This is a genomic window from Nocardia sp. NPDC049935 (assembly GCF_055586645.1).
The window spans coordinates 148,055-173,628 of the sequence record NZ_JBVJHV010000006.1 but is presented as its reverse complement, the minus strand read 5'-3'; the positions used below and the strand labels follow the sequence as shown (position 1 = coordinate 173,628).

The 25,574-nt window shown below is 70.3% G+C and carries 24 protein-coding genes; 10 read left to right on the top strand and 14 right to left on the bottom strand.

All coding sequences use genetic code 11. The features are described from left to right. Nucleotides 1-504 precede the first annotated feature (504 nt). Both ACZ6SF_RS23160 and ACZ6SF_RS23155 read right to left on the bottom strand, forming a co-directional pair. A complete protein-coding gene (locus tag ACZ6SF_RS23160) occupies nucleotides 505-1,827 on the bottom strand; it encodes a bifunctional o-acetylhomoserine/o-acetylserine sulfhydrylase (protein ID WP_466064375.1) in 1,323 nt (440 codons plus the stop codon). Between the two features lie 236 nt (nucleotides 1,828-2,063). After that, entirely contained in the window at nucleotides 2,064-2,408 is a 345-nt protein-coding gene (locus ACZ6SF_RS23155) for a YnfA family protein (RefSeq protein WP_466064373.1), read from the bottom strand. Between the two features lie 123 nt (nucleotides 2,409-2,531). On the opposite strand from ACZ6SF_RS23155, the gene ACZ6SF_RS23150 reads away from it, so the two are divergent. Together ACZ6SF_RS23150 and ACZ6SF_RS23145 are read left to right on the top strand one after the other, a co-directional pair. After that, nucleotides 2,532-3,755 (top strand): cytochrome P450, encoded by a 1,224-nt coding sequence (locus ACZ6SF_RS23150; protein WP_466064371.1) that lies wholly within the window; start codon nucleotides 2,532-2,534, stop codon nucleotides 3,753-3,755. Nucleotides 3,756-3,779: 24 nt separating this feature from the next. Beyond that, a complete protein-coding gene (locus ACZ6SF_RS23145) occupies nucleotides 3,780-4,367 on the top strand; it encodes a TetR/AcrR family transcriptional regulator (RefSeq protein WP_466064369.1) in 588 nt (195 codons plus the stop codon). Between the two features lie 54 nt (nucleotides 4,368-4,421). On the opposite strand, the gene ACZ6SF_RS23140 is transcribed toward ACZ6SF_RS23145, so the two are convergent. Continuing rightward, nucleotides 4,422-5,030 (bottom strand): TetR/AcrR family transcriptional regulator, encoded by a 609-nt coding sequence (locus ACZ6SF_RS23140; protein WP_466064368.1) that lies wholly within the window; start codon nucleotides 5,028-5,030, stop codon nucleotides 4,422-4,424. 130 nt (nucleotides 5,031-5,160) lie between these two features. Between ACZ6SF_RS23140 and ACZ6SF_RS23135 the strand changes: the two genes are divergently transcribed. Together ACZ6SF_RS23135 and ACZ6SF_RS23130 are read left to right on the top strand one after the other, a co-directional pair. After that, complete coding sequence (locus tag ACZ6SF_RS23135; RefSeq protein ID WP_466064366.1) at nucleotides 5,161-5,904, top strand: maleylpyruvate isomerase family mycothiol-dependent enzyme; 744 nt, start codon at nucleotides 5,161-5,163, stop codon at nucleotides 5,902-5,904. Nucleotides 5,905-5,989: 85 nt separating this feature from the next. Next, on the top strand, nucleotides 5,990-6,814 hold the full coding sequence (locus tag ACZ6SF_RS23130) for a cyclase family protein (protein ID WP_466064364.1): 825 nt from the start codon (nucleotides 5,990-5,992) through the stop codon (nucleotides 6,812-6,814). A 19-nt stretch (nucleotides 6,815-6,833) separates the two neighbouring features. Here ACZ6SF_RS23130 and ACZ6SF_RS23125 read toward each other — a convergent pair whose 3' ends face one another. From ACZ6SF_RS23125 to ACZ6SF_RS23100, 6 genes are all read right to left on the bottom strand, one after another. Beyond that, the gene (locus ACZ6SF_RS23125) at nucleotides 6,834-8,492 is read right to left on the bottom strand and encodes an FUSC family protein (RefSeq protein ID WP_466064362.1); all 1,659 of its coding nucleotides are present in this window, start codon (nucleotides 8,490-8,492) and stop codon (nucleotides 6,834-6,836) included. Nucleotides 8,493-8,517: 25 nt separating this feature from the next. Beyond that, nucleotides 8,518-9,495 (bottom strand): glycine betaine ABC transporter substrate-binding protein, encoded by a 978-nt coding sequence (locus tag ACZ6SF_RS23120; RefSeq protein WP_466064360.1) that lies wholly within the window; start codon nucleotides 9,493-9,495, stop codon nucleotides 8,518-8,520. Further along, nucleotides 9,492-10,283, bottom strand: a complete 792-nt coding sequence (locus ACZ6SF_RS23115; RefSeq protein WP_466064358.1) for an ABC transporter permease — start codon at nucleotides 10,281-10,283, stop codon at nucleotides 9,492-9,494. The genes ACZ6SF_RS23120 and ACZ6SF_RS23115 overlap by 4 nt, the downstream gene beginning before the upstream one ends. Next, nucleotides 10,280-11,461 carry an ABC transporter ATP-binding protein gene (locus ACZ6SF_RS23110; protein ID WP_466064356.1) on the bottom strand — a complete coding sequence of 394 codons (1,182 nt, stop codon included), beginning with the start codon at nucleotides 11,459-11,461 and terminating at the stop codon, nucleotides 10,280-10,282. The genes ACZ6SF_RS23115 and ACZ6SF_RS23110 overlap by 4 nt, the downstream gene beginning before the upstream one ends. Then, the gene (locus ACZ6SF_RS23105) at nucleotides 11,454-12,104 is read right to left on the bottom strand and encodes an ABC transporter permease (RefSeq protein ID WP_466064925.1); all 651 of its coding nucleotides are present in this window, start codon (nucleotides 12,102-12,104) and stop codon (nucleotides 11,454-11,456) included. Before ACZ6SF_RS23105 ends, ACZ6SF_RS23110 begins: the two co-directional genes overlap by 8 nt. Nucleotides 12,105-12,557: 453 nt before the next feature. Continuing rightward, nucleotides 12,558-12,881 carry a hypothetical protein gene (locus ACZ6SF_RS23100; RefSeq protein ID WP_466064354.1) on the bottom strand — a complete coding sequence of 108 codons (324 nt, stop codon included), beginning with the start codon at nucleotides 12,879-12,881 and terminating at the stop codon, nucleotides 12,558-12,560. 180 nt (nucleotides 12,882-13,061) lie between these two features. Here ACZ6SF_RS23100 and ACZ6SF_RS23095 point away from each other — a divergent pair, with 180 nt between their 5' ends. Further along, on the top strand, nucleotides 13,062-13,529 hold the full coding sequence (locus ACZ6SF_RS23095) for a PPOX class F420-dependent oxidoreductase (protein ID WP_466064352.1): 468 nt from the start codon (nucleotides 13,062-13,064) through the stop codon (nucleotides 13,527-13,529). A 24-nt stretch (nucleotides 13,530-13,553) separates the two neighbouring features. Here the strand turns inward: ACZ6SF_RS23095 and ACZ6SF_RS23090 are convergent, their stop codons facing one another. From ACZ6SF_RS23090 to ACZ6SF_RS23070, 5 genes are all read right to left on the bottom strand, one after another. Continuing rightward, complete coding sequence (locus tag ACZ6SF_RS23090) at nucleotides 13,554-14,525, bottom strand: glycerate kinase family protein (protein ID WP_466064350.1); 972 nt, start codon at nucleotides 14,523-14,525, stop codon at nucleotides 13,554-13,556. A 130-nt stretch (nucleotides 14,526-14,655) separates the two neighbouring features. Then, complete coding sequence (locus tag ACZ6SF_RS23085) at nucleotides 14,656-16,113, bottom strand: catalase (protein ID WP_466064348.1); 1,458 nt, start codon at nucleotides 16,111-16,113, stop codon at nucleotides 14,656-14,658. Between the two features lie 254 nt (nucleotides 16,114-16,367). Next, the gene (locus tag ACZ6SF_RS23080; protein WP_466064346.1) at nucleotides 16,368-17,432 is read right to left on the bottom strand and encodes a tartrate dehydrogenase; all 1,065 of its coding nucleotides are present in this window, start codon (nucleotides 17,430-17,432) and stop codon (nucleotides 16,368-16,370) included. Continuing rightward, nucleotides 17,429-18,901 (bottom strand): NAD-dependent succinate-semialdehyde dehydrogenase, encoded by a 1,473-nt coding sequence (locus tag ACZ6SF_RS23075; protein ID WP_466064344.1) that lies wholly within the window; start codon nucleotides 18,899-18,901, stop codon nucleotides 17,429-17,431. The genes ACZ6SF_RS23080 and ACZ6SF_RS23075 overlap by 4 nt, the downstream gene beginning before the upstream one ends. 114 nt (nucleotides 18,902-19,015) lie before the next feature. Beyond that, the gene (locus ACZ6SF_RS23070; protein ID WP_466064342.1) at nucleotides 19,016-19,972 is read right to left on the bottom strand and encodes an endonuclease/exonuclease/phosphatase family protein; all 957 of its coding nucleotides are present in this window, start codon (nucleotides 19,970-19,972) and stop codon (nucleotides 19,016-19,018) included. Nucleotides 19,973-20,225: 253 nt separating this feature from the next. On the opposite strand from ACZ6SF_RS23070, the gene trpB reads away from it, so the two are divergent. The 5 genes from trpB (at nucleotide 20,226) to ACZ6SF_RS23045 (ending at nucleotide 25,566) form a co-directional block, all read left to right on the top strand. Next, a complete protein-coding gene (gene trpB / locus ACZ6SF_RS23065; RefSeq protein ID WP_466064340.1) occupies nucleotides 20,226-21,467 on the top strand; it encodes a tryptophan synthase subunit beta in 1,242 nt (413 codons plus the stop codon). 266 nt (nucleotides 21,468-21,733) lie between these two features. Next, nucleotides 21,734-23,197, top strand: a complete 1,464-nt coding sequence (locus tag ACZ6SF_RS23060; RefSeq protein ID WP_466064339.1) for an MDR family MFS transporter — start codon at nucleotides 21,734-21,736, stop codon at nucleotides 23,195-23,197. Nucleotides 23,198-23,277: 80 nt separating this feature from the next. Next, a complete protein-coding gene (locus tag ACZ6SF_RS23055) occupies nucleotides 23,278-24,105 on the top strand; it encodes a mycofactocin-coupled SDR family oxidoreductase (protein WP_466064337.1) in 828 nt (275 codons plus the stop codon). Between the two features lie 141 nt (nucleotides 24,106-24,246). Continuing rightward, nucleotides 24,247-24,705, top strand: coding sequence for a hypothetical protein (locus tag ACZ6SF_RS23050; RefSeq protein WP_466064336.1), 459 nt, complete (start codon nucleotides 24,247-24,249; stop codon nucleotides 24,703-24,705). Nucleotides 24,706-24,780: 75 nt separating this feature from the next. After that, a complete protein-coding gene (locus tag ACZ6SF_RS23045) occupies nucleotides 24,781-25,566 on the top strand; it encodes an IclR family transcriptional regulator (protein ID WP_466064334.1) in 786 nt (261 codons plus the stop codon). Nucleotides 25,567-25,574 lie beyond the last annotated feature (8 nt).

The window sequence follows — 25,574 nt, the reverse complement described above, 5'->3', positions numbered from 1 at the left end:
CTCCGTTCCGAGAATCCGCGGCAGCGGCAGCACGACACGATCGAACCGGCTGCGGTTGCCGAACCGGATCGAAACTACGAGCCGCGCGACCCCGGCATCGCCGCCCTTGACGGCTCCTTTACGTCCTCGCCTCCGGCCTTGACGCGTTCCTTGCGCACACCGGCCGCGTTCTCCGGTTCGCGGGCATGGCCGGATCGTGACCTCGAATCGCGGCCGCGGTGGCATCGGGCGGCGCACGCTGTAGGCCAGACCCGCTCGCACCGGACCGGCACCGGTCCGGATCCGCCGACAGCCCGCGGAGGACCGTCCATGCACCCATTCGACTATCAGCCGCTCGACCTGATCCAGGCCGTGATCCTGGCCGTGCGGTGCGTGCTGCACGTCTACTCCTCGGGCACCCCCTGCGTGCCCGTCTGAGGGACCCCGCCGCCCGGCCGGTGACAGCGAAGAAGCCGGGCCCGCCGCGGTGGCGGGCCCGGCTTCCGGACGAGGGCTGTGCCGCGGTTATCCGGCGGCGTCGAATCCGGCGCGCAGGTCGGCGAGGATATCCTCGATACCCTCGATCCCCACGGCGAGCCGCACCAGGCCCGGGGTGACCCCGGAGCTGAGCTGCTCCTCCGGTGTCAGCTGGGAGTGGGTGGTCGAGGCGGGGTGGATGACCAGCGACCGGACATCGCCGATATTGGCGACATGGCTGTGCAGGGTCAGGGCCTCGACGAACCGCTTGCCCGCGTCCACGCCGCCGGCCAGCTCGAAGCCGACGACCGCGCCGGTGCCCTTCGGCGCCAGCTGCTTCCCGCGCTCGTACCAGGGCGAGGACGGCAGGCCCGCGTAGGACACCGTGGTCACCTCCGGCCGTCCGGCCAGGAACTCCGCGACCGCCTGCGCGTTCTGCACATGCCGTTCGATCCGCAGGCTCAAGGTCTCCAGGCCCTGGCTGATCAGGAAGGCGTTGAACGGGGCGATCGCCGCGCCGAGGTCGCGCAACAGCTGTACCCGCGCCTTGAGCGCGAAGGCCGGTGCGCCCAGATCGGCGAAGACGGCACCGTGGTAGCTGGGGTCGGGTTCGGTGAAACCGGGGAAGCGCGGCCCGTCGCCCGCGCGCACGGTCCAGTCGAAGGTCCCGCCGTCCACGATCACACCCGCGATGGCCGCGCCGTGCCCGCCCAGATACTTCGTCGCCGAGTGCACGACGATATCGGCGCCGTGCTCGAGGGGTTTGATCAGATACGGGGTGGCGACCGTGTTGTCGACGATCAGCGGTACACCCGCGGTATGCGCGACCTCGGCGATTCCGGGGATATCGAAGATATGGTTCTGCGGGTTGGAGACGGTTTCGCCGTAGAACGCCTTGGTGTTCGGCCGCACCGCCGCGCGCCACTGGCCGAGATCGTCGGGATCGTCCACGAACGAGACCTCGATGCCCAGTTTGGGCAGCGTGTAGTGGAACAGGTTGTAGGTGCCGCCGTACAGGCGCGGGCTGGAGACGATGTGGTCGCCGGCGCCGGCGAGGTTCAGGATCGCCAGGGTCTCGGCGGCCTGCCCGGACGAGAGCAGCAGGGCCGCGACACCGCCCTCGAGGGCCGCGATGCGCTGTTCCACCGCGTCCTGGGTCGGGTTCATGATCCGGGTGTAGATATTGCCCGGTTCGGCCAGCCCGAACAGTGCCGCCGCGTGCTCGGTATCGCGGAAGGTGTAGGAGGTGGTCTGGTAGATCGGCAGGGCACGGGCGCTGGTGGCGCCGTCGGGGACCTGCCCGACGTGGATCTGCTTGGTCTCGAAACTCCAGGCGGCGGACGGGTCGGCCGGTGGGGTGGAATCGGTCATCGCGAAATCTCCTGTCGGTGGGTGTACAGCCGATCGCGCCGGAGGTGCGCGTGAATCCGATTCGGGCAGCGCGCGTTCCGGCCTGCCGCGGCCGTGCGCCGCTGCGGCCCGTTCAAGCTAGGGGCAACCTCGCGGGCACGGCCACGGTTGTGTTCGCCCTGAGTCCAACTATGCCGTGTCCGGCCGTGCCGCCGGGGCGGGATCGGCGCGGAGATTCGCGGCGGACCCCGGTTCTCTCATGAACCGGCGATATCGCGGGGCGCGTACATGATCACCGCGACCCCGGCCAGGCACAGCAGAGCCCCCGCGATATCCCAGCGGTCGGGACGGTACCCGTCCAGCGCCATACCCCACAGCAGTGATCCGGCGACGAAGACGCCGCCGTAGGCCGCGAGGATCCGGCCGAAATGCGCGTCGGGTTGCAGGGTGGCGACGAATCCGTAGGCCCCGAGGGCGAGCACGCCCGCGCCGATCCAGGCCCAGCCGCGGTGTTCCCGCACCCCCTGCCACACCAGCCAGGCGCCGCCGATCTCGGCCACGGCCGCGAGCAGGAACAGCGGGATCGACCGGAGGACGCTCATGCCCGGCGAGCCTAGCCGGGCCGGTGGGGCCGATCGGTGGCGAGTGCGGGCGGGCGGAACCCGCTGTCGAGCGAGTATCGGCGAATGTTAGACAGAATGTCAGTTCTGTCTTATTGTCGGAACATGACGGCAGAAACGTTTCATCGGCCCGCGCGATTCGAGTTGTGCTCCGAGGAGTCCTGGCGCACCCCGTGGGCCATGTACGCCGCCCTGCGCGACCACGATCCGGTCCACCGGGCCGTTCCCGCCGAGCGCCCCGAGAACGACTACTGGGTGCTCACCCGGCACGAGCACGTCTTCCACGCGGCCCGCGATGTCGCGACCTTCTCCTCCGGCCAGGGGCTCACCGTCGAATACGGGGAACTCGAACAGATCGGGCTCACCGGCAACCCGCCGATGGTCATGCAGGATCCGCCCGAGCACACCGAGTTCCGCAAACTGGTGGCCCGCGGCTTCACGCCCCGCCAGGTCGCCGATGTCGAACCGGTGGTGCGCGCCTACGTACGGGAGCGGCTGGACCGGCTGGCGGAGCAGGGCGGCGGCGATATCGTCACGGATCTGTTCAAACCGCTGCCGACGATGGTGGTCGCGTACTACCTGGGCGTTCCGGAGGAAGACCGGCACCGGTTCGACGGCTGGACCGACGCGGTGGTGGCGGCCAGTACCCAGCGCACCGCCGACGCCCAGGCCGCGTCGATGGAGATGCTCGGGTACTTCGCCGAACTGATCGCCCGCCGGCGCACCGATCCGGGCGACGATACGGTCTCGCTGCTGGTCCAGGCGGGCTTCGCCGCCGACGAGACCGATGTGAACGGTCTCGTGCAGATCCTCGCCTACACCTGGACCATGGTGGCCGGCGGTAACGACACCACCACCGGACTGCTGGGCGGTGCGGTGCAGCTGCTGCAGCAGCACCCGGAGCAGCGCGCCGCGCTGGCCGCCGACCCCGAGCGGATCCGGATCGCGATCGAGGAACTGGCCCGCCTCACCTCGCCGGTCCAGGGGCTGGCCCGCACGACCACCCGCGATATCGAACTGGACGGCGTGACCATTCCGGCGGGTCGTAAGGTACTGCTGGTGTACGGATCGGCCAATCGCGACGAACGCGCCTTCGGCGCCGATGCCGCGGACCTGGATATCGACCGTGATCCGCAGCGCATCATGACCTTCGGGCACGGCCCGCATCACTGTCTCGGCGCGGCCGCGGCGCGGATGCAGGCCCGGGTGGCGCTGGAGGAACTGCTGGACCGCTTCCCGGACTACCGCGTCGATATCGACGCGGTCACCTACGCGCCCGGCCCGTATGTGCGGCGGCCGACCTCCGTACCGTTCCGATGCACGGCCTGAACCGGGCCGCCGCGGGAGCGCGCCGTGGGCGGTGACTGGCTGGCCGCGGGCCGGACCGAACTCGCGGCCGAACGTATTCTCGACGCCGTCCGCGCCCTGGTCATCGACAAGGGCGCCGGGACGGTCGGGATGGCCGAGGTCGCCGAGGCGGCCGGATGTTCCCGGGCCACCCTGTACCGGTATTTCGACAACCGGCAGGCGCTCTATGTCGCTTTCGCCGGCCGGGAGGCGACCCGGTTGATCGAACGGGTCTGGCGCGATCACCCGCTGGAGGGGCCGGATCGGGCCGGACGACTGCTGGACGGGCTGGTCGCGACCCTCGCCGAAACCCGGAAGACACCGCATCTGGCCGTCTGGTTCGAACCCGCGAACGCGGGTATCGTCGCCCGCCTGTCGGATTCGTCGACGGTGATCGACGCGCTGGTCGCCGCGTTCGTCGCGCGGTTGCGGCACGATCTGTCACCGGCCGCCGCCGAGCGGCTGGGCCGGTGGGCGGTGCGGGTGATGGTCTCACTGCTCACTCTGCCGCCCGCCGGGGAGGACGAGGAGCGGGCCCTGCTGCGCACCTTCCTGCTGCCGTTCCTGCTGGACCCCGGTCTGCCGATCGCCTGACGCCGGGGACCGCCGACGGGGCGCGTTGCTCCGTGGAGGTGAAGGCCGTGGGTTTCAGTCCGGCGGCGCGGGGTCGGGCAGATCGAGCATCCGCTGGGTGAGCTGGATGAGCGTGGCGCGCAGGGTGTCGTCGTCGAGGTCGGTGACCAGGGGGTTGACCACCGCGCCGGCGATCGCCGCCGAGAGCACCGCCGCCGACACCCGGGCCACCGTATCGTCGGCCTCCCGCTCGTCGAGCAGTACCGCGTAGAGCCGGCTCATGAACAGGCGGAACGGTTCGTGTTCGCCGAGGACCCGGACGATCACCGGATCGTTGGTCAGCGTGCTCACCCAGCGGCGCCGGGAGACGGCCATATCGATCACCCGCGTCAACAGGACCGTGCGGGCGCGCACGCGTTCGGATTCGGCCTCGGCGGCGATGAGCGCGTCCTCGATGATGGCGAGTTCGTTCGCGGCGACCGCGATGACGATCTCCTCCTTGGTCTTGAACTGGTAGTAGACCGCCGCCTTCGTCACCCCGACCATATCCGCGATCATCTGCAGGGACGTCCCGCTCACGCCGTGCGCGCCGAACAGATCCAGCGCCGCGTCCATGGTCCGGCGCTGCGCCGCGGTCCACCGGATCGTGCTGAACGGACGCGGTGACGGCGTATCGGCGAGCATGACTGCAGGTTATCCGACACGGCGCCGCCGCCCGGCGCCCCGCCGCCCGGTCCGGGCGGCGCCGATGAGGTGGATCACCGGCCGTGGTTTCCGGCGGGCGGGCGCCGCCGGTGGGCGGTACCGTGACCGCATGGGTGCTCCGGCGACTCTCGACTTCCCGCTGCTGCTGGCCGATTTCCAAGGGGAGTTCCTCGCTTCCGTCCCGGACGCCGATCCGTCGGCGCCGGTGCCGCGCTGCGGTGACTGGACCGTCCGCGATCTGGTGGAACATCTGGCGTTCGTGCACCACTGGGCCGCGGCGAGCGCGCGGGCGCGTAAGGCCGAACCACTGGGGGACGGGCCGTTCGATCTGATCACCCACTACTCCGCGTGCGCGACCGAACTCCGGGAGACCCTGGCCGAACTGGACCCGGCGGCCACCGCGCGGATCCTGGCGTACCCGAAGCCGATGGGGGAGGGCCCGGTCTCGTTCTGGCAGCGTCGCCAGGTACACGAAACCCTGGTCCACGCGCACGATCTGCGTGCGGCGATCGCGGGCCGGGGTGCGCTCGGGCTGGTGCGGGCGGTGCCCCGGGTCTGGGCGGATACGGTCGAGGAGGTGTTGACCGTGTTCTATCCCCGTCAGGTGGGCACCGGGCGGATGGCGCCGCTGGACGCCGCCGTGGCGCTGACCGCCACGGATATCGACGGCGGCTCCGGGTGGGTACTCGGCGAACCGGGCGACGGGGGAGAGGTCGCGGTGCGGGTGTCCGGCCCGGCCGAGGGGCTTGCGCTGCTGCTGTGGGGACGGATGACCGCCGCCGAGGCGGGGCTCACCGTCGCCGGCGCCGCGGATGTTCTCGACGAGATCCTGGCGCAACCGATCGTCCCCTGAGCGTGAGGGGATTTCGCGGACACGGCGAAACCCCCGGCCCGGCAATCCGGCTCACGGATGGAGTGCGGGCGTAGGCTGCGCCGTTATGTGCGCACCGGAGATCATCGGCACCGTCCGCGATACCGTCGCCCGTGCGCCCCGCAGCGGCCGGCGGGCCTTCTTCGGACTGTCGGCGGCCGCGGCACTGGCGGTGACGGCCGCCCCGGCCGTGGCGCGCGAATCCCGCGGCGCCGTGGCCGATCTCACCCATCCGCTGAGCCCGCGGACGCCGGTCTGGCCCGGCAACCCGCCGTTCGCGATGGTGCCGGTGGCCTGGGACCGGATGGGCGGATTCAACCAGAACATGCTCACCCTGTGGGAGCACACCGGCACCCATCTGGATGCCCCGGTGCACCGCCGCTCCGGCGCCGCCACCACCGACGCCCTGGCCGCCGAGGATCTGGTGGCGCCGCTGGCGGTCATCGATATCAGCGCCCGCGCGGAGCGTGACCCCGAGGCCGTGGTGACCCTCGCCGATATCACCGACTGGGAGTCGCGGCACGGGCGTCTTCCCGAACGGGCCTTCGTGGCAATGTATTCCGGCTGGGAGGGGCGCCTGGCGACACCGGAGCGATTCGTCGGCCTGGACGGCGACGGTGTACCGCACGCCCCCGGATTCGCCGGTGACACCGCGGATTTCCTGGTGTCCGAGCGCGGGATCGTCGGCGCCGGAGTCGACACCCTCAGCCTGGACCGGTCGGCCGATAAGGACTTCCCGGTCCATACCGCGATCCTGGGGTCCGGCCGCTACGGCGTGGAGATGCTGGCGAATCTCGCGGCGGTGCCACCCGCCGGGGCGACGATCGTGGTCGGCGCGCCCAAACATCTCGGCGGCACCGGCGGCCCGTGCCGTGTTCTCGCACTGACCTGATCGTCGGTGTGCGGTGATCTCAGGCCAGTTCGGCGAGCTCGCGTGACCAGCGGTCGAGTCGCGCGGTGTCGGTGGGGGAGTCGGGTGAGAGCCGCCAGGTGGCGGCCAGGATCCGGTGCCCGAGCCGGCGGATGCGCTGGTGGCGGGTCCAGTGCCCGCGGGTCCAGCCGGGTTCGTTGTGCGCGGCGTCGATCGCGGCCAGGGTCGAGCCCATCAGTTCGAATTCCAGTTCCCGGCGCAGGGTGGGCACCTGCGCGCGTTGCCCCGGCGGGCGCGCGGTGAGCCGTATCAGCCGGTCGAGGGCCTCGATGACCCGTTGATCGTCGCGCACCAGTACCCGCCGGTGCGCCCGGCGGTCCACCGACCACAACGCCGCCAGGCCGATCGCCACCCCGATCGCGCTCTCGAGGAGCCGGTCGCGCAGTACCGGGAACACATCGCCGTAGAGTCCGCCACCGCCCATCAGCAGTGCCAGCGGCGTGATGAAGACGACCGCGAGCCCGTAGTTGCGGGCCACCAGCAGTTCGATCGCGAATTGCAGCGCCATCAGGATCAGCACCAGTGCCCAGGCCCGCGGTTCGAGCGCGTAGAGCCCGGCGAACAGCACCAGGCCCAAGGCGGTTCCGCCGATACGGTGCACGCCGCGGTAGGTGCCGCGGATACGGTCGGGGCCCTGGTGCAGCAGGACGGTCACCGTGAGTACCGCCCAGTCGGGGCGCCCGAGATCGAAGGCGACGGTCAGGCAGCCTGCGGCCAGGGCCGCGAGGGCGAGCCGGGTCGCGGAGACGGCCGCGTGGCTGTCAGGTGAGAGTGAGCGCCGGATCCGGTAGCGCAGCGAGGGGCGCGGAGTCGGCGCGGGATGGCCGGTATCGAACAACAGATCGGATTCGTCGTCCTCGTGCTCGCGGTACAGCAGGGCGGCGAACCGCCGCTGTGCGTGATCGAGCGTGGCGGCCAAGTCGCCGTCGAGGTTCCCGGCATCGTCGAGCAGGGTCCAGGCGGTGCGCACCTTCATGGTCGCGGTGTAGCGCGCGCCGGTCGGCTCGCTCGCGGGATCGAGCCCGGCAAAGGCCTCGACGGCTTCGACCGCGTCCGCCACCGCGCGCTCTTCGGGGGGCCGGGCCGAGGTGAGCGCCGCCGACATACCGACGATCACAGCGCTGAGCCCGCCTGCCGCCGTCCACAGCGCGATCTGGCCGGGGGCCACCCCGTGACCGGCGATGAGCGCGCCGACCCCGGCGGCCAGCACGAAGAAGAATCCGCCCGGCGGCCCGAGCCGCAGTGCCGAATTCACGAAGGTGGCGGCCACCGCGACCGCCGACATCAGCACCACGAGCAGCAGTTGCCACCACTGCGATCCGCCGGCGTCGAGCCGGTGGTGCACCAGATTCCCCACCAGGCCGCCGGCGAACGCCACGCAGATCAGGCAGATCGCGGCCGTACCCACCACCCGCAGCCGCCGCCGGTAGGCCTGACCCTCGCCGAAGATCACCGCCAGCGCTCCGGTCGCGGCCATCAGACCCTGCTGTTCGTGACCCAGTGCCACCGCGAGCAGCGCCGGCGCGCCGAAGGCTACCGCCGCGCGGATCGCCCCGGGCAGCCGGCGTCCCGCGGGCGGCAGGCCGAAGAGCACCGCGCGGGCCGGAGCGGGTGCGGGGAGTTTCGGGCCGTCGGTCACCGTCGCCTCCTCCGCGTCCGCCGGTTCACTCCTTCGTCACGAAACCCTGCGCCACCATCCAGTCGCGGGCGACCTCAGCCGGTTCCCGGCCCTCCACATCGACCTGCCGGTTGAGCTCGGTGATCGATTCGTTGGTGAGCAGCCGCGAGATGGGTGTCATGATCCGGGCGACCTCGGGATATGCGTCCGCGAACTCGGCCCGCATCACCAAAGCGGCATTGTACTTGGGAAAGAAGGCCCGATCGTCTTCCAGCAGCACCAGGTCCAGTGCCGGGATCCGTCCGTCGGTGGCCGCGACCGAACCGAACGCGCACTGATCGGCGTCGGCGGTCGCCTGATAGACCACGGCGTCCTGCACGATCCGTTTCTGCGCGCGCCCGGGGTCGATCCCGTACGCGCGGGCCATCCCGGGGTAGCCGTCCTGGCGCACACTGAACTCGGTGCCGACGCAGGTCGCGGCGGCCGCCGGGTCGGCGGCGAGCAGTGCGGCGTACGCGGAGAGGGTGCGCACACCGGTGCGTTCGGCGGTCCGCCTGCTGGTGGCGAGGGCGTAGGTGTTGTTCATGGGGGCCATGGCCGACCAGACGATGCCGTGGGCCGCCCGGTCGGCCTCGCGCACGGCGTCGAACTGCGCCCGCTCGTCGGGCACCGGGGTCTCGTTGCCCAGATAGTTCACCCAGCCGGTGCCGGTGTAGTCGTAGGCGATATCGATCTGGCCGCTGAGCTGCGCGTCGCGCAGACTGTTCGACCCCTGGATATCGGTCAGATCGCGTACCTCGGCCCCGGCCGCGACCATCGCGAATTCGATGATGTAGCCGAGGATGTTCTGTTCGGTGAAATCCTTGGAACCCACCGTGATCGGCACTCCGCTCAGGGCGGGTTCGGCGACGATACTTCCGGGCCCCACCTGCAGCGGCACCGAACCGCCCGACTGCAGCCCGCAGCCGGCCAGCAGTACCGCGGCCGCCGCGACCAGCACCCGCACCGCCCGGTTCGTCCTCATTCCAGCCCCCGGGGTCCGAGAAAGCGTTCGGCCACCGCGCCGAGCCAGTCCACCAGCAACGCGAGCGCCACCGCCAGTACCGCCCCGACCACCAGCGTGACGTTGTCGCGCAGTTTGTAGCCGGTATCGATGAGGATGCCGAGCCCGCCCGCGCTCACGAGGAACGACAGCGTGGCGGTGCCGACCGCCAGGACCAGGGAGGTGCGCAGGCCGGCCAGGATATAGGGCACCGCGAGGGGGAATTCGATCCGGCGCAGCACGGTGCGGGCGGACATGCCCTGGCCGCGGCCCGCGTCGATGAGCATCGGATCGACCTGCTGATAGCCCAGGATGGTGTTGCGCAGGACGGGCAGCAGGGAATAGAAGGCGATCGGCGCCACCCCGATCCAGAACCCGGTGGTCCGGGTGAGGAGATAGAACAGCACGATCAGGCCGATGGCGGGGGCCGCGGCGCCGATATTGGCGATGGTCACCACCAGCGGCGTGAGCCGCCGGTAGCCGGGCCGGGTGAGCAGGGTGCCCAGCGGGACGCCGACCGCCACCACGATCAGCGTCACCGTCGCGGTGATCACGATGTGCTGCCAGGTGACGGTGACGATATTGTCCGCGTTCAGGCTGGTCTGCTGGGTGACGGTGAGATCGCGGCGCAGCGCCCAGACGAGAACGCCGACGGTGAGCAGCGCGACCACCGCGGGCTGCACGATCAACCGGAGCGTATCGGCGCGCCGCTCCGCCGATCTGCGCCGGGGTTCCGGCCGGGTATCGGTGATCGAGGCGGCGGCCGTCATGCGGTCGCGTCCGATCCGGCCCGGTCGCCGTGCGCGCCGCGCAGGGCGGACAGATGAGCGACCAGGGTGTCGATGGTGACCACCCCCGCGTACTCGCCGCGCGAACCGGTGACCACTGCCGCGGCGTTCTGATCGTTGAGCAGGGCTTCCAGCCCGTCCTGCAGCGTCGACGCCGTGGAGAGGGTTTCGCCGAGCGCGGAGCCGGACTCGCGTACCGAACGCGCGTGCGCGAGCTGGTCGGCGGAGATCCGGCGCAGCGGGCGTCGCCGGCTGTCGAGCACCAGGACCCAGCCGTGGCCTGCCTCGGCCAGCGCCGTACGGGCCGCCTCGACCGTGACGTCCTCGGTGACCGTGGGGTAGTCGTCCAGTTCCACATCGCGGATGCGGGTCAGCGTCAGCTGTTTGAGCGAGGCGTCGGCGCCGACGAAACCCGCCACCGTCTCGTCGGCGGGGTCGGCCAGGATCGCGGCGGGCGTATCGTATTGCAGGATCCGGGAGCCGGTACCCAGCACCGCGATCCGGTCACCGAGTTTGACCGCCTCGTTGAAATCATGGGTGACGAAAACGATGGTCTTGCCGAGTTCGGCCTGCAACCGCAGCAGTTCGTCCTGCAGTAGTCCGCGGGTGATCGGATCGACCGCGCCGAACGGTTCGTCCATCAGCAGAACCGGCGGGTCGGCGGCGAGAGCGCGGGCCACGCCCACCCGCTGCTGCTGACCACCCGACAGCTGACGCGGATAGCGGCCCCGGTAGATATCCGGTTCCAGGCCCACCAGTTCCAGCATCTCGTCGGTGCGCGCGGTGATCCGGGCGCGGTCCCAGCCCATCAGCCCGGGCACGGTCGCGATATTGCGGGCGACGGTCATATGCGGGAACAGGCCCGCCTGCTGGATCGAATAGCCGATGCCCCGGCGCAGCCGGTCGGGGTCGATCGAGGCCGCGTCCCGGCCGTCGATGGTGATCGTGCCGGAGGTGGGTTCGATGAGGCGGTTGATCATCCGCATGGTGGTGGTCTTACCGCAGCCCGACGGCCCGACCAGGACCACGATCTCGCCCGCGGGGATCGTCAGCGAGACCGCGTCGACGGCGGGCTCGCGCTGCCCCGGATACCGTTTGGTGACGGTATCGAGCACGATCTCGACACCGGACACCGCCGCGCCGGTCTGGGAATCAGTCACGGATACCCCTCGAAATGGTGAGACGCCCGACGAGGACGAAGATCCCGTCGAGCAGCAGAGCGAGAACGACGATCAGCACCGTGCCGGTGAGCGCCTGCGGGACGGCGTTCGGGCTGCCGAGCCGGGAGAGCCCGGAGAAGATGAGGTTGCCCAGGCCCGGCCCCTTGGCATAGGCGGCGAGGGCGAGAATGCCCATGATCAACTGGGTGCTCACCCGCATACCCGCGAGGATGGCGGGCCAGGCCAGCGGCAGTTCGATCGTGGTGAGTACGCGCAACCGGTTCATACCGACCCCGCGCGCCGCGTCGACCACCGCCGAGTCCACCGATGACAGACCGATGAGCGTATTGCGCAGGATGGGCAGCAGAGCATAGAGCACCAGCGCGGTCACCGTCGGCACCACACCCAGTCCGAAGATCGGGATCAGCAGCCCGAGCAGGGCGAACGACGGCACGGTGAGAATCGCGCCCGCCGCCGCGGTGGCGGCCGACGAACCGATCGGACTGCGATACACCAGGATGCCGATCAGCACCGCCACCGCCGTGGCGATCAGCAGCGATTGGACGACCGCCGAGACGTGCAGATAGGAGTCGATGAAGAGCTGGTGCCGCCGTTGCACGACGAAGGTCCACCACGTGTCCAGGATCCGACCTCCCCGTGCCCGGTGTCCGTCGACTGTCGCGGCCTTCCCGCAGCCGGACCGGTTCCGGGCGCGGCGCGTCGCCGACGAGAGCGAAAATCAGGGCAGGGGCGTACGCGCGGCGCCGTCCGGGCCCGGATCAGAGATGCCCAGGACGGTGGAGATCGAAACATGATGTGCGGTGTGTCCCGCTCCGGGAATGCCGGTGACCCGGGCGGACGGGCCCGCACCCGATGCCCTTCCCGGCCACGCCGGGGCTACTGCCCCCGGTCGCCCGGCGGTTCGGAAGTGTCCGGGTGCCCGCCCGCCCGGCGCCGATAGCGCAGGGCGAGCGTGACCAGGACCGCGATCCCGAGGACCACGAGGAATTCCATATCGCGCGCGTACCCGGCCGGTTCGGGGCAAACCGACCCGGCCGGACACGATCACGTCTCTCCCGTGACCCCGATCGTTACGTCAATGGCCACGCTGTTCCCACAGCGCGGCTCCTTCCGCGGCCTTGACCCGGCGGTGCTCGGCGACCACGATCGCCACGCCGGCCACCAGGCATAGTCCGCCCAGGATTCCGGCGACCAGTGCCCAGCCCGCGAATCCGTATCCCGCCGCGGTGAGGGTGAGCCCTACCAGCACGATACCGAGGGCGGCGAGGATGATGCCCGGCCAGTTCCGGGTGTCCTCGATCGATTCTCCGGCGTGTGACCGGGTGGTGCGCGTGTCGTCGGGGAAGTTGTGCTCGGGGGCAGGGGTGTTCTGATTCGGATCGTCGCGTCCGGCGACCATGGTCTGTCCTTCCTGTCGAGCGTGCGACCAGGGCAATGAGGCGGATACCCGCATCGAGGTCGTCGAATCACCGGCCGCGCGGCGGTGGCGCCGCCCACAACAGGGGTTCGCGCGCCGGCCCGGGGGTGCGCGTGCGCTCGCTATGCTCGGGCCGTTGCCGAATCGAACGGAAGGGCCCGCATGCCGCGAATCGCCACCGCCGACGCCGTCGGCCGGTCCGCGCTTCTGGAATTCCTCGCGTCCCGCCACCACGGTGTCCTCGTCACCCACCGCTCGGACGGGAGCCCGCAGATGTCCCCGGTGACCTGTGGCCTCGACCCGGCGGGGCGAGTGGTCGTCTCGACGTATCCGGGCCGGGCGAAGACCCGCAATATCCGCCGCGATCCCCGGGTGTCGATCTGTGTGCTCTCCGACGAGTTCGACGACGCCTATGTGCAGGTGGACGGGCGCGCCGAGGTCATCGATATGCCCGAGGCCGCCGACGGCCTGGTGGACTACTACCGCGGAATCACCGGTGAGCACCCGGATTGGGACGAATACCGCGAGGCGATGGCCCGGCAGAACAAATCGCTGATCCGGATCGAGATCGACCGGTGGGGGCCCGTCGCGACGGGCGGTTTCCCACCGGATCTCACTCCGCCGCGGTGAAGCGCCGGCCGCTCGGCGCCGGTATCAGCTCGCGGTGACCGCGGCGCCGATCCGCTGCCCGGCCGCCCGCATCGCCGCGGCGTCGGAGGCCACGATCACCTCGGCGAACCGCGCCCGGTAGTCGCCCAGGTCCGCGCCCACCGATCCCACCACGGCGAAAACGGGGACCGAGCCCGCGCGGTCCAGGATCGCCGAGATGATCTTGCCGGCCCTGGTCTGCCCGTCCAGGCGCCCTTCGCCGACCACGATCGCCGACGCCTGCCGCGCGTGCTCGTCGAAACCGCCCGCGTCCAGGACGTATTGCGCGCCGGAGCGCAGTTCGGCGCCGTACTGCGCCCACATACCGCCGGAGAAACCGCCCGCGGCGCCGGTCGCGTCGACACCGGAGGGATCACGCGGTAGGCGCCGCGCGGTCTCGGCGAGCCGCCGGGTGAGCAACTCCACCGTGGCGGGGTCGGCGCCTTTCTGCGGCCCGAACACCCGGGCGGCGTCGAGGTAGCGGGTGGTGACGTCGGTGAGGACGACGACGGACGCGGTTCCCGGGCCGCCCGCCTCCTCGAGTGCCGCGATCGCGCCGGTCCCGCCGTCGGTGGTGGCCGATCCACCGGCCGCGACCACGATCCGGCGCGCTCCCTGACGTACGGCCGCCGCCATGAGCATGCCGGTGCCGTAGGTATCGGCGGTGACAGGATCCTTCGGCCCGTCGTGCGGGGTGGTGATCCCGCTCGCCGCGGCGATCTCGATCACCGCGGTACCGTCCGCGGAGAGCCCGAATTCGGCCCGGTACGGCGCACCCCAGGGGTTACGGGCCTCGGCCGTCACGATGCGCAGGCCGAGGGGGCGGGTGAGTACCGCGAGCGTGCCCTCGCCGCCGTCGGCGACGGGCAACCGGATCGCCGTACCGCCGGATGCCTCGATTCCCGCGCCGACGGCTTCGGCGACCTCGGTGGCGGTGTAGGTGCCCTTGAAACTGTCCGGGGCGACGAGAACGGTCATGGTCGCCGACTCTATATTCCGCGCGCCGGCCGGGGCGGATCCCCGGGCGCCCGGACGCGACACCACGCGTCCCGGGCGCACCGGAGCCGCGGAGGTCCGCAGACCCCCGCGGCTGCGCGGGACCGGCCGGTCAGGCCCGGGACTTCACGCCCCGCTCGATCCGGTCGCCCAGATCCTTGTCGACATTGCGCCAGTACTCGAACGCCCGGTGCAGGACCGGTTCGCTCACCCCGTCGAGCAGATGGCCGACGATATTGTTCACCAGCCGTTCGCGCGCCGCGTCGTCGAGCACCTCGCGCACCAGGGTTCCGGCCTGGCCGAAATCGTCGTCCTCGGCGTGCAGGGTGTAGGCGGACCGCACCATGGCGCCGTCGGACTGCCAGCCCGCCGGTTCACCGTAACGATCGGTATCCGGCCGCGGCCCGCCCTTCGAATTGGGCGTGTACACCGGATCGGTGACCGGTTCGACGCGCATCGCGCCGTCCTTGCTGTAACTGTGCACCGGCACATGGGGCGCGTTCACCGGGATCTGCTGGTAGTTGGCGCCCAGCCGGGCCCGGTGGGCGTCGGCGTAGGAGAACACGCGGCCCAGCAGCATCTTGTCCGGGCTCAGACCGATACCCGGCACCAGATTGTTGGGCTGGAACGCCGCCTGCTCGATCTGGGTGTGGTTGTCGGTCGGATTGCGGTCCAGCGTCATCCGGCCGACCTCGATCAGCGGATAGTCGCCGTGCGGCCACACCTTGGTGAGATCGAACGGATTGAACCGGTAATTCTGTGCGTCGTGGAACGGCATGATCTGCATATGCAGCGTCCAGCTGGGGTATTCGCCCCGGTCGATCGCCTGATACAGATCGCGCATGTGGTAGTCGCTGTCCGCCCCGGCCATCCGGTCGGCCTCCTCCTGTGTGAGGAAGTCGATGCCCTGGTCGGTTTTGAAGTGGTATCTGACCCAGAACTTCTGGCCCTCGGCGTTGACCCACATATAGGTGTGGCTGGAGTAGCCGTTCATATGCCGCCAGGTCTTGGGGATACCGCGATCACCCATCAGCCAGGTGACCTGGTGCGCCGATTCCGGTGACAGCGTCCAGAAATCCCACTGCATATCGTGATCGCGCAGATTGCTGTCCGCGCGCCGCTTCTGGGAGCGGATGAAGTTCTGGAACTTCAGCGGGTCGCGGATGAAGAAGATCGGCGTGTTGTTACCGACCATGTCGTAGTTGCCCTCGGTCGTATAGAACTTCAGGGCGAAACCACGCGGATCGCGCCAGGTATCCGGGCTGCCGCGCTCGCCGGCCACGGTGGAGAACCGGGCGACCATCTCGGTTTTCGCCCCCGGCTGGAACAGCGCCGCCTTCGTGTAGGCGCTGACATCGTTGGTGACCTCGAACCGGCCGAACGCACCACTGCCCTTCGCGTGCGGCTGGCGTTCCGGGATACGTTCCCGGTTGAACTGCGCCATCTGCTCGATGAGGTAGTGGTCCTGCAGCAGGATGGGGCCGTCGGGGCCGACGGTGAGTGAATGCTCGTCACTTTCGACGGGGATACCGGCGTCGGTGGTCAGGATTTCGGGCTTGTCGCTGGTCATGCTCGCGGCGTCTCCTTCCGAGCGTTCGGGACGGCACCGCGGCGCGGTGCCGGCGACCGGACGGACGGCCGGATCGAGCGCGAGGAAACGAGCTGGTCCGCAGCCGTCCACACACTGGCAGTACCCAGCATGTCACCCGGTACTCGGGTTGGGAAGATTCGATTCGCGATCCTGGTGTCCGGGCAGCTCGGACGGTGTTTTCCGCCCGGATCCGGGTGACCGGGGCGGCCGGACCGCGGCCGCCCCGGTCCGGCTCAGCGCGGCAGCAGCAGCGCGGAGGCCCGGTCGGCGATGGCGTCGCCGATATCGGTGGTGGTGGCCGTGCCGCCGAGATCGGGGGTATGGGGCCCGCCCGATCCCAGCACCTCGGTCACCGCCCGGTCGACGGCGGCGGCCGCCGAACGCTCGCCCAGATGCTCCAGCAGCATGGCGCCCGCCAGGATCTGCGCCACCGGGTTGGCGATGCCCTGGCCGGCGATATCCGGGGCGCTGCCGTGCACCGCCTCGAACATGGAGGGAGCGTCGCCGGCCGGGTTGATATTGCCCGACGGCGCCAGCCCCAGCCCGCCGGTGACAGCGGCGGCGAGGTCGGAGAGGATATCGCCGAACAGGTTCGACCCGACGATCACATCGAGCCGGTCGGGATGCAGGACGATCTCGGCGGCGAGCGCGTCCACATGCATCTGCCGGGTCTCGACCGCCGGGTATTCGGCGGCGATGCGCTCGAAGATCTCGTCCCAGTAGGGCATCGAATGGATGAGCCCGTTGGATTTGGTCGCCGAACACAACCGGCCCCCGCGTTCGGTGGCCCGCTCGAACGCGTAGCGGATGATCCGTTCGCACCCCACCCGGGTGAACACCGACTCCTGCAGCACGAATTCGTCGGGGCGGCCCGGATTGTGTTTACCGCCGATCTCGGAGTATTCGCCCTCGGAGTTCTCCCGCACGATCAGCAGATCGAGATCGGCGGCGTCGCGATCCCGCAGGGCCGAGGTGGTGCCGGGGAGCAGCCGCACCGGGCGCAGGTTCACGTACTGCCCGAACGCGCGCCGCAGCGGGATCAGCAGTCCCCACAGGGAGATGTGGTCGGGAACGCCGGGGAAGCCCACGGCGCCCAGCAGGATCGCGTCGAATCCGGCGAGGCGTTCGGGGCCGTCGGCCGGCATCATCGAGCCGGTCCGCAGATAGTTCTCGCAGGACCAGTCGAATTCGGTCCATTCGATACCGGGCAGCACCCGGTCGAGGACCTTCACCGCCTCTGCCGTCACGTCGACGCCGATGCCGTCGCCGGGGATGGTCGCGATCCGATAGGAACTCACAGAGTCACTCCGATGTACTTGATCTCGAGGAATTCGTCGATTCCGACCAGGCCGCCCTCGCGGCCGAGACCGGATTCCTTCACCCCGCCGAACGGCGCGGCCGGGTTGGACACCACGCCCTGGTTCAGTCCGACCATGCCGGTGTCGAGGGCTTCGCAGACCCGCAGCCCGCGGCGCAGGCTCTCGGTGTACACATAGCCCACCAGACCATAGGGGGTGTCGTTGGCGCGGTCGAGGGCCTCGGCTTCGGTATCGAAGGCGGTGATGCTCGCGACCGGGCCGAAGACTTCGGTATGGCAGATATGCGCGGTATCGGGGACGTCGACCAGCACGGTGGCCGGGTAGAAGTTCCCGGGCCCGCTCAGCGGCTCGCCGCCGACCAGCGCGCGAGCGCCCCGTTCCCGGGCGTCGGCGACGAGATCGGTCACCTTGGCCACCGCGTCCTCGTCGATGAGCGGTCCGACGACGACACCGGGTTCGGTCCCGCGGCCCAGCGGCAGTTCGCCCATCCGGGCGGCGAGGCGCTCGGCGAACTCGGCCAGTACGCCGCGCTGGACGAAGAACCGGTTGGCCGCGGTGCAGGCCTGGCCGATATTGCGCATCTTGGCGGCCATGGCGCCTTCGACGGCCGCGTCCAGGTCGGCGTCGTCGAATACGAGGAAGGGCGCATTGCCGCCGAGTTCCATGGAGGTGCGCATCACGGTCCGCGCGCACTGCTCGAGCAGGATCTTGCCCACCGCGGTGGAACCGGTGAACGACAGTTTGCGCGACCGCGGATCGTGGATCAGCGGGGTCATCACCGCGCCGGGATCGGAGGTGGTCACCACGTTCACCACACCGGCGGGTACACCGGCCCGTTCCAGGATGTCGGCGAGAGCCAGGGTGCACAGGGGGGTCTGCTCGGCGGGTTTGACCACGCTGGTGCAGCCCGCCGCCAGGGCCGGGCCGATCTTGCGGGCGCCCATGGCCATCGGGAAGTTCCAGGGGGTGATCAGCAGACTGGGGCCGACCGGTTGTTTGGTGACCAGGAAGCGGGATCCGCCGGCCGGCGCGGGCATGTATCCACCGTCGAGCCGGACCGCTTCCTCGGCGAACCAGCGGAAGAACTCCGCGGCGTAGACGATCTCGCCCCGGGCCTCGGCGAGCGGTTTACCCATTTCGAGTGTCGCGACGAGGGCCAGCCGGTCGGCGTCCTCGAGCAGCAGCCGGTGGGCGCGCATCAGGATCTCGCTGCGTTCGCGGGGGGCGGTGGCGGCCCAGCCGGCCTGCGCGGTCGCGGCGGCGTCGAGCGCGGCCAGGGCCTCGTCGGGGGTGGCGTCCGCGACCGAGCGCAGGGTCCGGCCGGTGGCGGGGTCGAGGACCGGCATCGTGGCCGCGGTGGTCTGCCACTGCCCGCCGATATAGAGCCCGCTGGGTACGGACTCGATGGCGGCGCGCTCGGCGGCGGTGAGTGTGTCTTCCGTGAGCATGGCGGCTGCTCCTCCCAGTCGGCGGCCGGTCGTGCCCGGACCCTGATTGTCGACAATCCTACAATAGGGTGGACTGTCGGCCGACGTTGCGCAAGGGCCCCGGTCGTCCGGATCTCAGCGCGGCCGATCGAGGCCGATCCTCGCCACCAGCGCGCGGTGATCGGAACCGGGCAGGACGACCGATTCCACCTCGACGGCGCGACCCCCGGCCACCAGGATGTGGTCGATCCCGACGAAGGGCGGCCAGCGCTTATCGGTCGGATAGGTGACGAGATGGCCGGCCCCCGCCTGGCGCGCGGCGTCGGCGAACCGCCCCGAGAGCAGGGCCCGGTACTGCGCGTGGTCGTGGGTCGCGTTGAAATCGCCACCGGCCAAGGCCGGGCGGTCGGCCGGGGCGCGATCGAGGATCTCGCCCAGCCGGGACAGTTCGTCCGCCCACACCCGGATGTCGTACACCGGCGGGACCGGATGCAGCGCATACACCGTGACCGGTCCGGCGCCGGGAACGATCGCGGTCGCGGCGAGCTGGTTGAGAACGAAGCCGTCGTATTCGACGGTGTCCGACAGCGGGTAGGCGCTCCAGATCCCGGTTCCGGCGGCATTGCGCCCGGGGGAGACGTACCGGAACGGCAGCACCCCGTCCAGGCCCGCGCGCTCCAGATCGCCGATTCCCGCGCGGGTGACCTCATTGACGGTGAGCAGGGTGACGTCGCGGGTGCGCACCTCCTCGACCAGGGCGCGTGGATCGGCCCCGTCGAACAGCAGATTGGCCTGCATGACGGTGAGGTCGGCGCCGCTCTCCGCACCGGCCGCGGCGGTGTACAGCGGAGCCTGGGTCCAGGCGGCGGTGGCGACGACCACTGTCGCCACCGCCGCCCCGCCCCAGCGGCGCAGCGCGACACAGCCCGCCGCGCCGATCAGCGCGCAACCCATGAGGTAGGGCGCACCCGAGGCGCCGAGTACCAGAATCCGCTCCGACGACCGGCTGAAGTGCAGGGCCACTCCGGCCGCTCCGGCGAGCGTGGCGGCCCAGGCGAGCGTTCCGCCGGCGCGGGCGGATATCGATGTCACGCGTACAGGTAACCACGATCGGGCGGCGATCCACGGACCCCGCCCGGCGCGGTGAAACCGTCGGGCGGAGCGCCGATCCGGTGTCCGATCGGGAGCGGCTTCCCCGGAGCGGGAAGTCCGGGAGGGGTGGTCTGCTACGGAAAGCCCATATCTTCTTTGCTGTTAACTAATCCGTTGCCGGGAGGTGACCCGGTGCTTGCGACCGCGGCACAGACTGCTCACGAACGGTTCGGATGGAGAGTGTGGTTGCCGCATGGTCGTGGGTCGCGGAGTGGATGAGAGTTCTTGTCGTCGCCGGGATCTACCGGACGAACACGGCCGGTTCGGCCGGTTCGGCGGTAGATATGTGCCCGAAGGGCTGATGGCGGCGTTGCTCGAACTCGAGGCGGCCTACGACCGCGCCCGCGCCGACCCGGTGTTCACCCGGGAATTGCGCGAATTGTTGCGGACGCGGGTCGGCAGACCGACTCTGCTGCACCAGGTACCGCGGTTCGCCGCCGGTCTGGCGACCCCCGGTGTGAAGGTGTACCTGAAACGGGAGGATACGGCGCACACCGGCTCACACAAGATCAACAACGCGCTCGGCCAGGGCCTGCTGGCCCGGCGGATGGGTAAACGCCGGGTCGTCGCCGAGACCGGCGCGGGGCAGCACGGGGTCGCCGTCGCGACGGTCTGCGCCATGTTCGGACTGACCTGCACCATCTACATGGGCGCCGCCGATATGGACCGCCAGCAGCACAATGTGATCCGGATGGGGCTGCTGGGCGCGGAGATCCGGGCCGTGGACACCGGCAATCGCCGTCTCAAGGAGGCGATCAGCGAATCCGTGCGCGACTGGGTCACCAACCTGGATTCCACCCACTATCTGTTCGGGACCGCCGCCGGCCCCGCGCCCTATCCGCGAATCGTGCGCGATTTCCAGACGACCATCGGCGTCGAGGCCCGGGCGCAGATCCTGGCCGCCGAGGGCCGGCTGCCCGACTATGTGCTCGCCTGCGTCGGCGGCGGGAGCAACGCGGTGGGCGCGTTCCACCCGTTCGCCGACGACACCGGCGTCCGCCTGCTCGGTGTGGAGGCCGCGGGGCGCGGCGTCGATACCGGGGAACACGCCGCCTCGCTGAGCGCCGGGCGCCCCGGCGAGATCGACGGCAGCTTCAGCTATCTCCTGCAGGACGACGACGGCCAGATCGCCGGAACGCACAGCGTCGCGGCCGGGCTGGACTATCCGGGCGTGGGTCCCGAACTCAGCCATCTGAAGGAAACCGGCCGCGTGGACTACGCCGCCGCCACCGATACGACGGCGCTGCGCGGTCTGCGGGCGCTGAGCCACAGCGAGGGCATCATCGCGGCACTGGAGTCCGCGCATGCCGTCGGCCATCTCCTGGAACTCGACGATCGCCGGGAGCTCGCGGACGGCGCGGTGATCCTGCTGTGCCTGTCGGGTCGCGGCGACAAGGACCTCGAGGTCGCCGCGCGCCGGTTGGAGGCGGGCTGACCGGTCTCGGTGCGGCCATGACTCCGGTCACACCCGCAGCGCCACCGGTTCCGGGGCGCTCCGGGCGGTGACCGGCCGATTCGCGGCCCGGGGCGGGAATACACGGGCCGGAAAATCGATTGATACGGGGCGGACCCCCAGGAAACACTGACGCATCGCCGATGAGCGCGGTGTCGCGGTCTCGTCTGTCCTCATACGGCGTCCGGGCACGGCCGCCGCTGCCCACCCCGCGCCCTTGCCGCTCGTTCGACCCCCGGAGGTAGCCGATGTCCGCTCGATTATCCGTCCACAGAACCGGCGGCGGTACTCCGGTGGTGGTCCGGCTACTGGTGTTCGCGACCTTCGTGGTGATCCTCAACGAGACCATCATGATCAACGCGATACCCCGGCTGATGAACGATCTGGAGGTCACCGAACGGGCCGCCCAATGGGTGTCCACGGCGTTCATGCTCACCATGGCCGCGGTGATCCCGGTGACCGGCTGGTTCCTGCAGCGGGTCACCACCCGGCGGGCGTACGCGCTGGCCATGGGGGTGTTCCTCGCCGGCACCGCGCTGTCGGCGGTGGCGCCCTCGTTCGCGGTCCTGCTGATCGGGCGCATCATCCAGGCGGGCGGGACCGCGGTGATGATGCCGCTGCTGATGACCACTCTGATGACGGTGGTGCCCGAACGCGACCGCGGCCGGGTGATGGGCAATGTGACCCTCGCGATCTCGGTGGCTCCCGCCATGGGCCCGGTCATCTCCGGCCTGGTCCTGCAGGTGGCGTCGTGGCGCTGGCTGTTCGTCCTGGTGCTGCCGATCGCGGGCGCCGTCACCTGGTTCGGGCTGCGCCGGCTGGAGAACGTGGGCGAACCCGAGACCGGCACCATCGACTGGTTCAGCGTGGTCTTCGCGGCACTCGGGTTCGGCAGCCTGGTCTACGGGCTCAGCCGTTTCGAAGCCGGCAGCGTCGCCGTCCCGGCGGCGATCACCGCGGCCGGGGTCGCGCTCATCGGTTTGTTCGTGGCCCGGCAGCTGTGGCTGCAGCGTCACGGGACTCCGCTGCTGGATCTGCGGATCCTGCGGTCCGGCACCTACACCAAGGGCCTGATCCTGATGGCGGTCGCGTTCCTGGCGATGCTCGGCTCGATGATGCTGCTGCCGCTGTACCTGCAGAATCTGCGCGAACTGTCACCGCTGGAAACCGGACTGCTGGTCATGCCCGGCGGTTTGGCGATGGGTCTGCTGGGTCCGCTGGTCGGGCGTGTCTACGACCGGTTCGGCGGCCGGATCCTGGTGATCCCGGGCGCGGTCGGGATCACCGCCGCGCTGGCGGGTTTCACCCGGATCGCGATCGACACCCCCTACTGGCAGCTGCTGGCCCTGCACATCCTGCTGATGGTGTCGCTGGCGGCGGCGTTCACGCCGGTGTTCACCCTGGCGCTGGGGGCGTTGCCGGAGGATCTGTACTCGCACGGAAGTTCCATGCTGGGCACCCTGCAGCAGGTCGCGGCCGCCCTGGGCACCGCGCTGGTGGTGACGGTGATGGCCACCCGCAGCACCGCGCTCGCGGCCGCGGGCGCCGACGCGGTGACCGCGCAACTGGACGGAATGCGATTGGCCTTCGCGGTCTCGGCGGCGCTGGCGGTGATCGTGGTGGTCACGGCCGTACTGCTGCCGAATCGCTCGACCGCGCCGGAGGTCACGGCCGAATCCGGCGAGCGGGAGAACGCACTCGTCGAGGCCTGATCCCGGCGTTCCGGCCATTTTCGGCAGCCGCGGTCATTATTCTTTCGGCGAGAGCCGGGCGAGTAGTGACGGAGAGGGCCATGGGCATTCTGGACGGCAAGGTCGCATTCATCACCGGGGCGGGCCGGGGCCAGGGCCGATCCCATGCGGTGCGGCTGGCGGCCGAGGGCGCCGATATCGTCGCGATCGACACCACCGCCGAGGCGAAAACGGTGCCCTATCCGCTGGCCTCGGCCGCGGATCTGGCCGAGACCGTCCGGCTCGTCGAGTCGACCGGCCGCCGGATCGTCGCCCGCGACGCCGATGTCCGCGACTACGAGGCCCTGGCCGCCGCTGCCGAAGCCGGGGCCGAGGCCTTCGGCCGGCTCGATATCGTCGTGGCCAACGCGGGAATCTCCAGTCCGGCACCGACACTCGAGATGAGTGAGGACGCCTGGAACGAGATGATCGATATCAATCTCACCGGGGTCTGGAAGACCCTCAAGGCGGCGGTTCCGCGGATCGTCGCGGGCGGGCGCGGCGGGTCGGTCGTGATCACCAGTTCGGTGGCCGCGATGGTCGCCAACCACGGCCTCGCGCATTACGCCGCGGCCAAGGCAGGACTGGTGAGCCTGATGAAAGTGCTCGCCAAGGAACTGGCGCCGCAGAACATCCGGGTCAACTCCATCCATCCGGGCACGGTCGCCACCGATATGGTTCACAACGAATCGACCTATCGGTTGTTCCGCCCGGACCTGGAACATCCGGGGCGCGCCGATTTCGAGGCGGTGGCCGCCAAGATGAACAAACTGCCCGTGGTCGCCCTGGAGGCCGACGATATCTCGAATACGGTGCTGTTCCTGGTCTCCGATGCCGCGCGGTACATCACCGGCGCCACCCATATCGTCGACGCCGGGAACGCGCTGTAGGGGTTGCCGCTCCGGTTCCCGGGTAACCGCCCCCGTGGCGGACGCCCCGCCGCGGCCCGCCTCGCCGACGCGAGCGCGCGCGCCGGTGGGCCGCGGGTGGCGCCGAAGGCAGTGTTTCCGGACGAAAGGGCAGGTGATGTCATGGCGGACAAGGGTTCTCGACGGCTGCGCGGAGCCGCCGCCGCGGTGATCGGCGCGGCCGCGGTCGCGGTTCCCCTCGCGACACCGGCGGCGGCCGGGGCCGCGGTGGCGCCGGTGGTGCAACTCGACCTGCTCGGCGAGCCGACCACCGCCTCGGCGGATACGGTGCCCACCGGCTGCACCCTCATGCTGGAGGCGCAGGTGAAACTGCCCGACGGCAGCCCGGTGGAGAAGGGCACGGTGCAGTTCTTCAACCGCCGGCCGGGCGGCGGCGATGTGCTGCTCGGTGAGGTACCCGTCCAGTACGGCATGGCCAGTGTCCTGTGGACTCCGGAAGCGTTCGGCAGTAACGGGCTCACCGCGGGCTATTCCAACGGGCTGCCCGATATCCTCCCGGTTTCGGCCGGGATCCAGGTGACGGCGCGGCCGGGTCTGCGGCTCGGCACTCTCTGCCTCTGACCCCGGTTTTCGCGCGGTCCCGGCGCCCGGCGGCCCGGGTCTCGCGCGGATTCCGCGCGGCGTAGATTCTGCGCTATGGCGAGGGAAGAGGGCGCGGCGTCGGGAAACCACCAGCCGTTGCTGGTGCTGGGGAAGATCACCGAGATCCTCGATGCCTTCACCCTGGCACGCCCCTCGCTGACGCTCGGGGAGATCCAGGCGGCGACCGGATTCCCGACCTCCACGGTGCAGCGGCTGGTCACCAATATGGTCGCCCAGGGACTGCTGGACCGCGCCGGGGACCGGATCCGGATCGGGTTGCGGATGAGCTACTGGGCGGCCACGGCCGTGAAGGGCCTGGACCTGCTCACGATCGTCGACCCGGTGCTGCGGCAGATCCGCGACGAGACCGGGGAGACGGCGTGCGTCTTCCGCGCCGATCACGGGTTCCGGGTGTGTGTGGCCATCGCCGAGACCCGGCACGCCCTGCGCCGGGATATGTACATCGGCAAGATCATTCCGCTCTATGCGGGGTCGGCGGGCCGGATCCTGCTGGCCTGGGACCCCGAACTCGCCGATCAGGTGCTCGCGGCGCCGATGGAGGCGCTCACCGAGGGCACCGTGACCAGTCCGCCGGAACTCCGGGCACTCATCGACCGGGCGAAGGCCGACGGGTACGCCATCAGCACCGGGGAGCGCGAGGATTCGGCGTCCGGTCTGTCGGCCCCCATCTTCGGCGCGGGCGGCGAGGTGCTCGCGGCACTGACCATCAGCGGTCCCACGATCCGGATGCCGCAGCAGCGGTGCGAGGAGTGGGTGGACCTGCTCGTCGGGTACGCCGAGCAGGTCACCCGGACCCTGGGCGGCCGGATCCCCGCGTGACCGCCACG

Coding starts and splice junctions, on each gene's coding strand:
- ACZ6SF_RS23160 (WP_466064375.1), bottom strand. CDS start 1,827: ATGACCGATTCCACCCCACCGGCCGACCCGTCCGCCGCCTGGAGTTTC.
- ACZ6SF_RS23155 (WP_466064373.1), bottom strand. CDS start 2,408: ATGAGCGTCCTCCGGTCGATCCCGCTGTTCCTGCTCGCGGCCGTGGCC.
- ACZ6SF_RS23150 (WP_466064371.1), top strand. CDS start 2,532: ATGACGGCAGAAACGTTTCATCGGCCCGCGCGATTCGAGTTGTGCTCC.
- ACZ6SF_RS23140 (WP_466064368.1), bottom strand. CDS start 5,030: ATGCTCGCCGATACGCCGTCACCGCGTCCGTTCAGCACGATCCGGTGG.
- ACZ6SF_RS23135 (WP_466064366.1), top strand. CDS start 5,161: ATGGGTGCTCCGGCGACTCTCGACTTCCCGCTGCTGCTGGCCGATTTC.
- ACZ6SF_RS23130 (WP_466064364.1), top strand. CDS start 5,990: ATGTGCGCACCGGAGATCATCGGCACCGTCCGCGATACCGTCGCCCGT.
- ACZ6SF_RS23120 (WP_466064360.1), bottom strand. CDS start 9,495: ATGAGGACGAACCGGGCGGTGCGGGTGCTGGTCGCGGCGGCCGCGGTA.
- ACZ6SF_RS23115 (WP_466064358.1), bottom strand. CDS start 10,283: ATGACGGCCGCCGCCTCGATCACCGATACCCGGCCGGAACCCCGGCGC.
- ACZ6SF_RS23100 (WP_466064354.1), bottom strand. CDS start 12,881: ATGGTCGCCGGACGCGACGATCCGAATCAGAACACCCCTGCCCCCGAG.
- ACZ6SF_RS23095 (WP_466064352.1), top strand. CDS start 13,062: ATGCCGCGAATCGCCACCGCCGACGCCGTCGGCCGGTCCGCGCTTCTG.
- ACZ6SF_RS23090 (WP_466064350.1), bottom strand. CDS start 14,525: ATGACCGTTCTCGTCGCCCCGGACAGTTTCAAGGGCACCTACACCGCC.
- ACZ6SF_RS23085 (WP_466064348.1), bottom strand. CDS start 16,113: ATGACCAGCGACAAGCCCGAAATCCTGACCACCGACGCCGGTATCCCC.
- ACZ6SF_RS23075 (WP_466064344.1), bottom strand. CDS start 18,901: ATGCTCACGGAAGACACACTCACCGCCGCCGAGCGCGCCGCCATCGAG.
- trpB (WP_466064340.1), top strand. CDS start 20,226: ATGGTCGTGGGTCGCGGAGTGGATGAGAGTTCTTGTCGTCGCCGGGAT.
- ACZ6SF_RS23060 (WP_466064339.1), top strand. CDS start 21,734: ATGTCCGCTCGATTATCCGTCCACAGAACCGGCGGCGGTACTCCGGTG.
- ACZ6SF_RS23055 (WP_466064337.1), top strand. CDS start 23,278: ATGGGCATTCTGGACGGCAAGGTCGCATTCATCACCGGGGCGGGCCGG.
- ACZ6SF_RS23050 (WP_466064336.1), top strand. CDS start 24,247: ATGGCGGACAAGGGTTCTCGACGGCTGCGCGGAGCCGCCGCCGCGGTG.
- ACZ6SF_RS23045 (WP_466064334.1), top strand. CDS start 24,781: ATGGCGAGGGAAGAGGGCGCGGCGTCGGGAAACCACCAGCCGTTGCTG.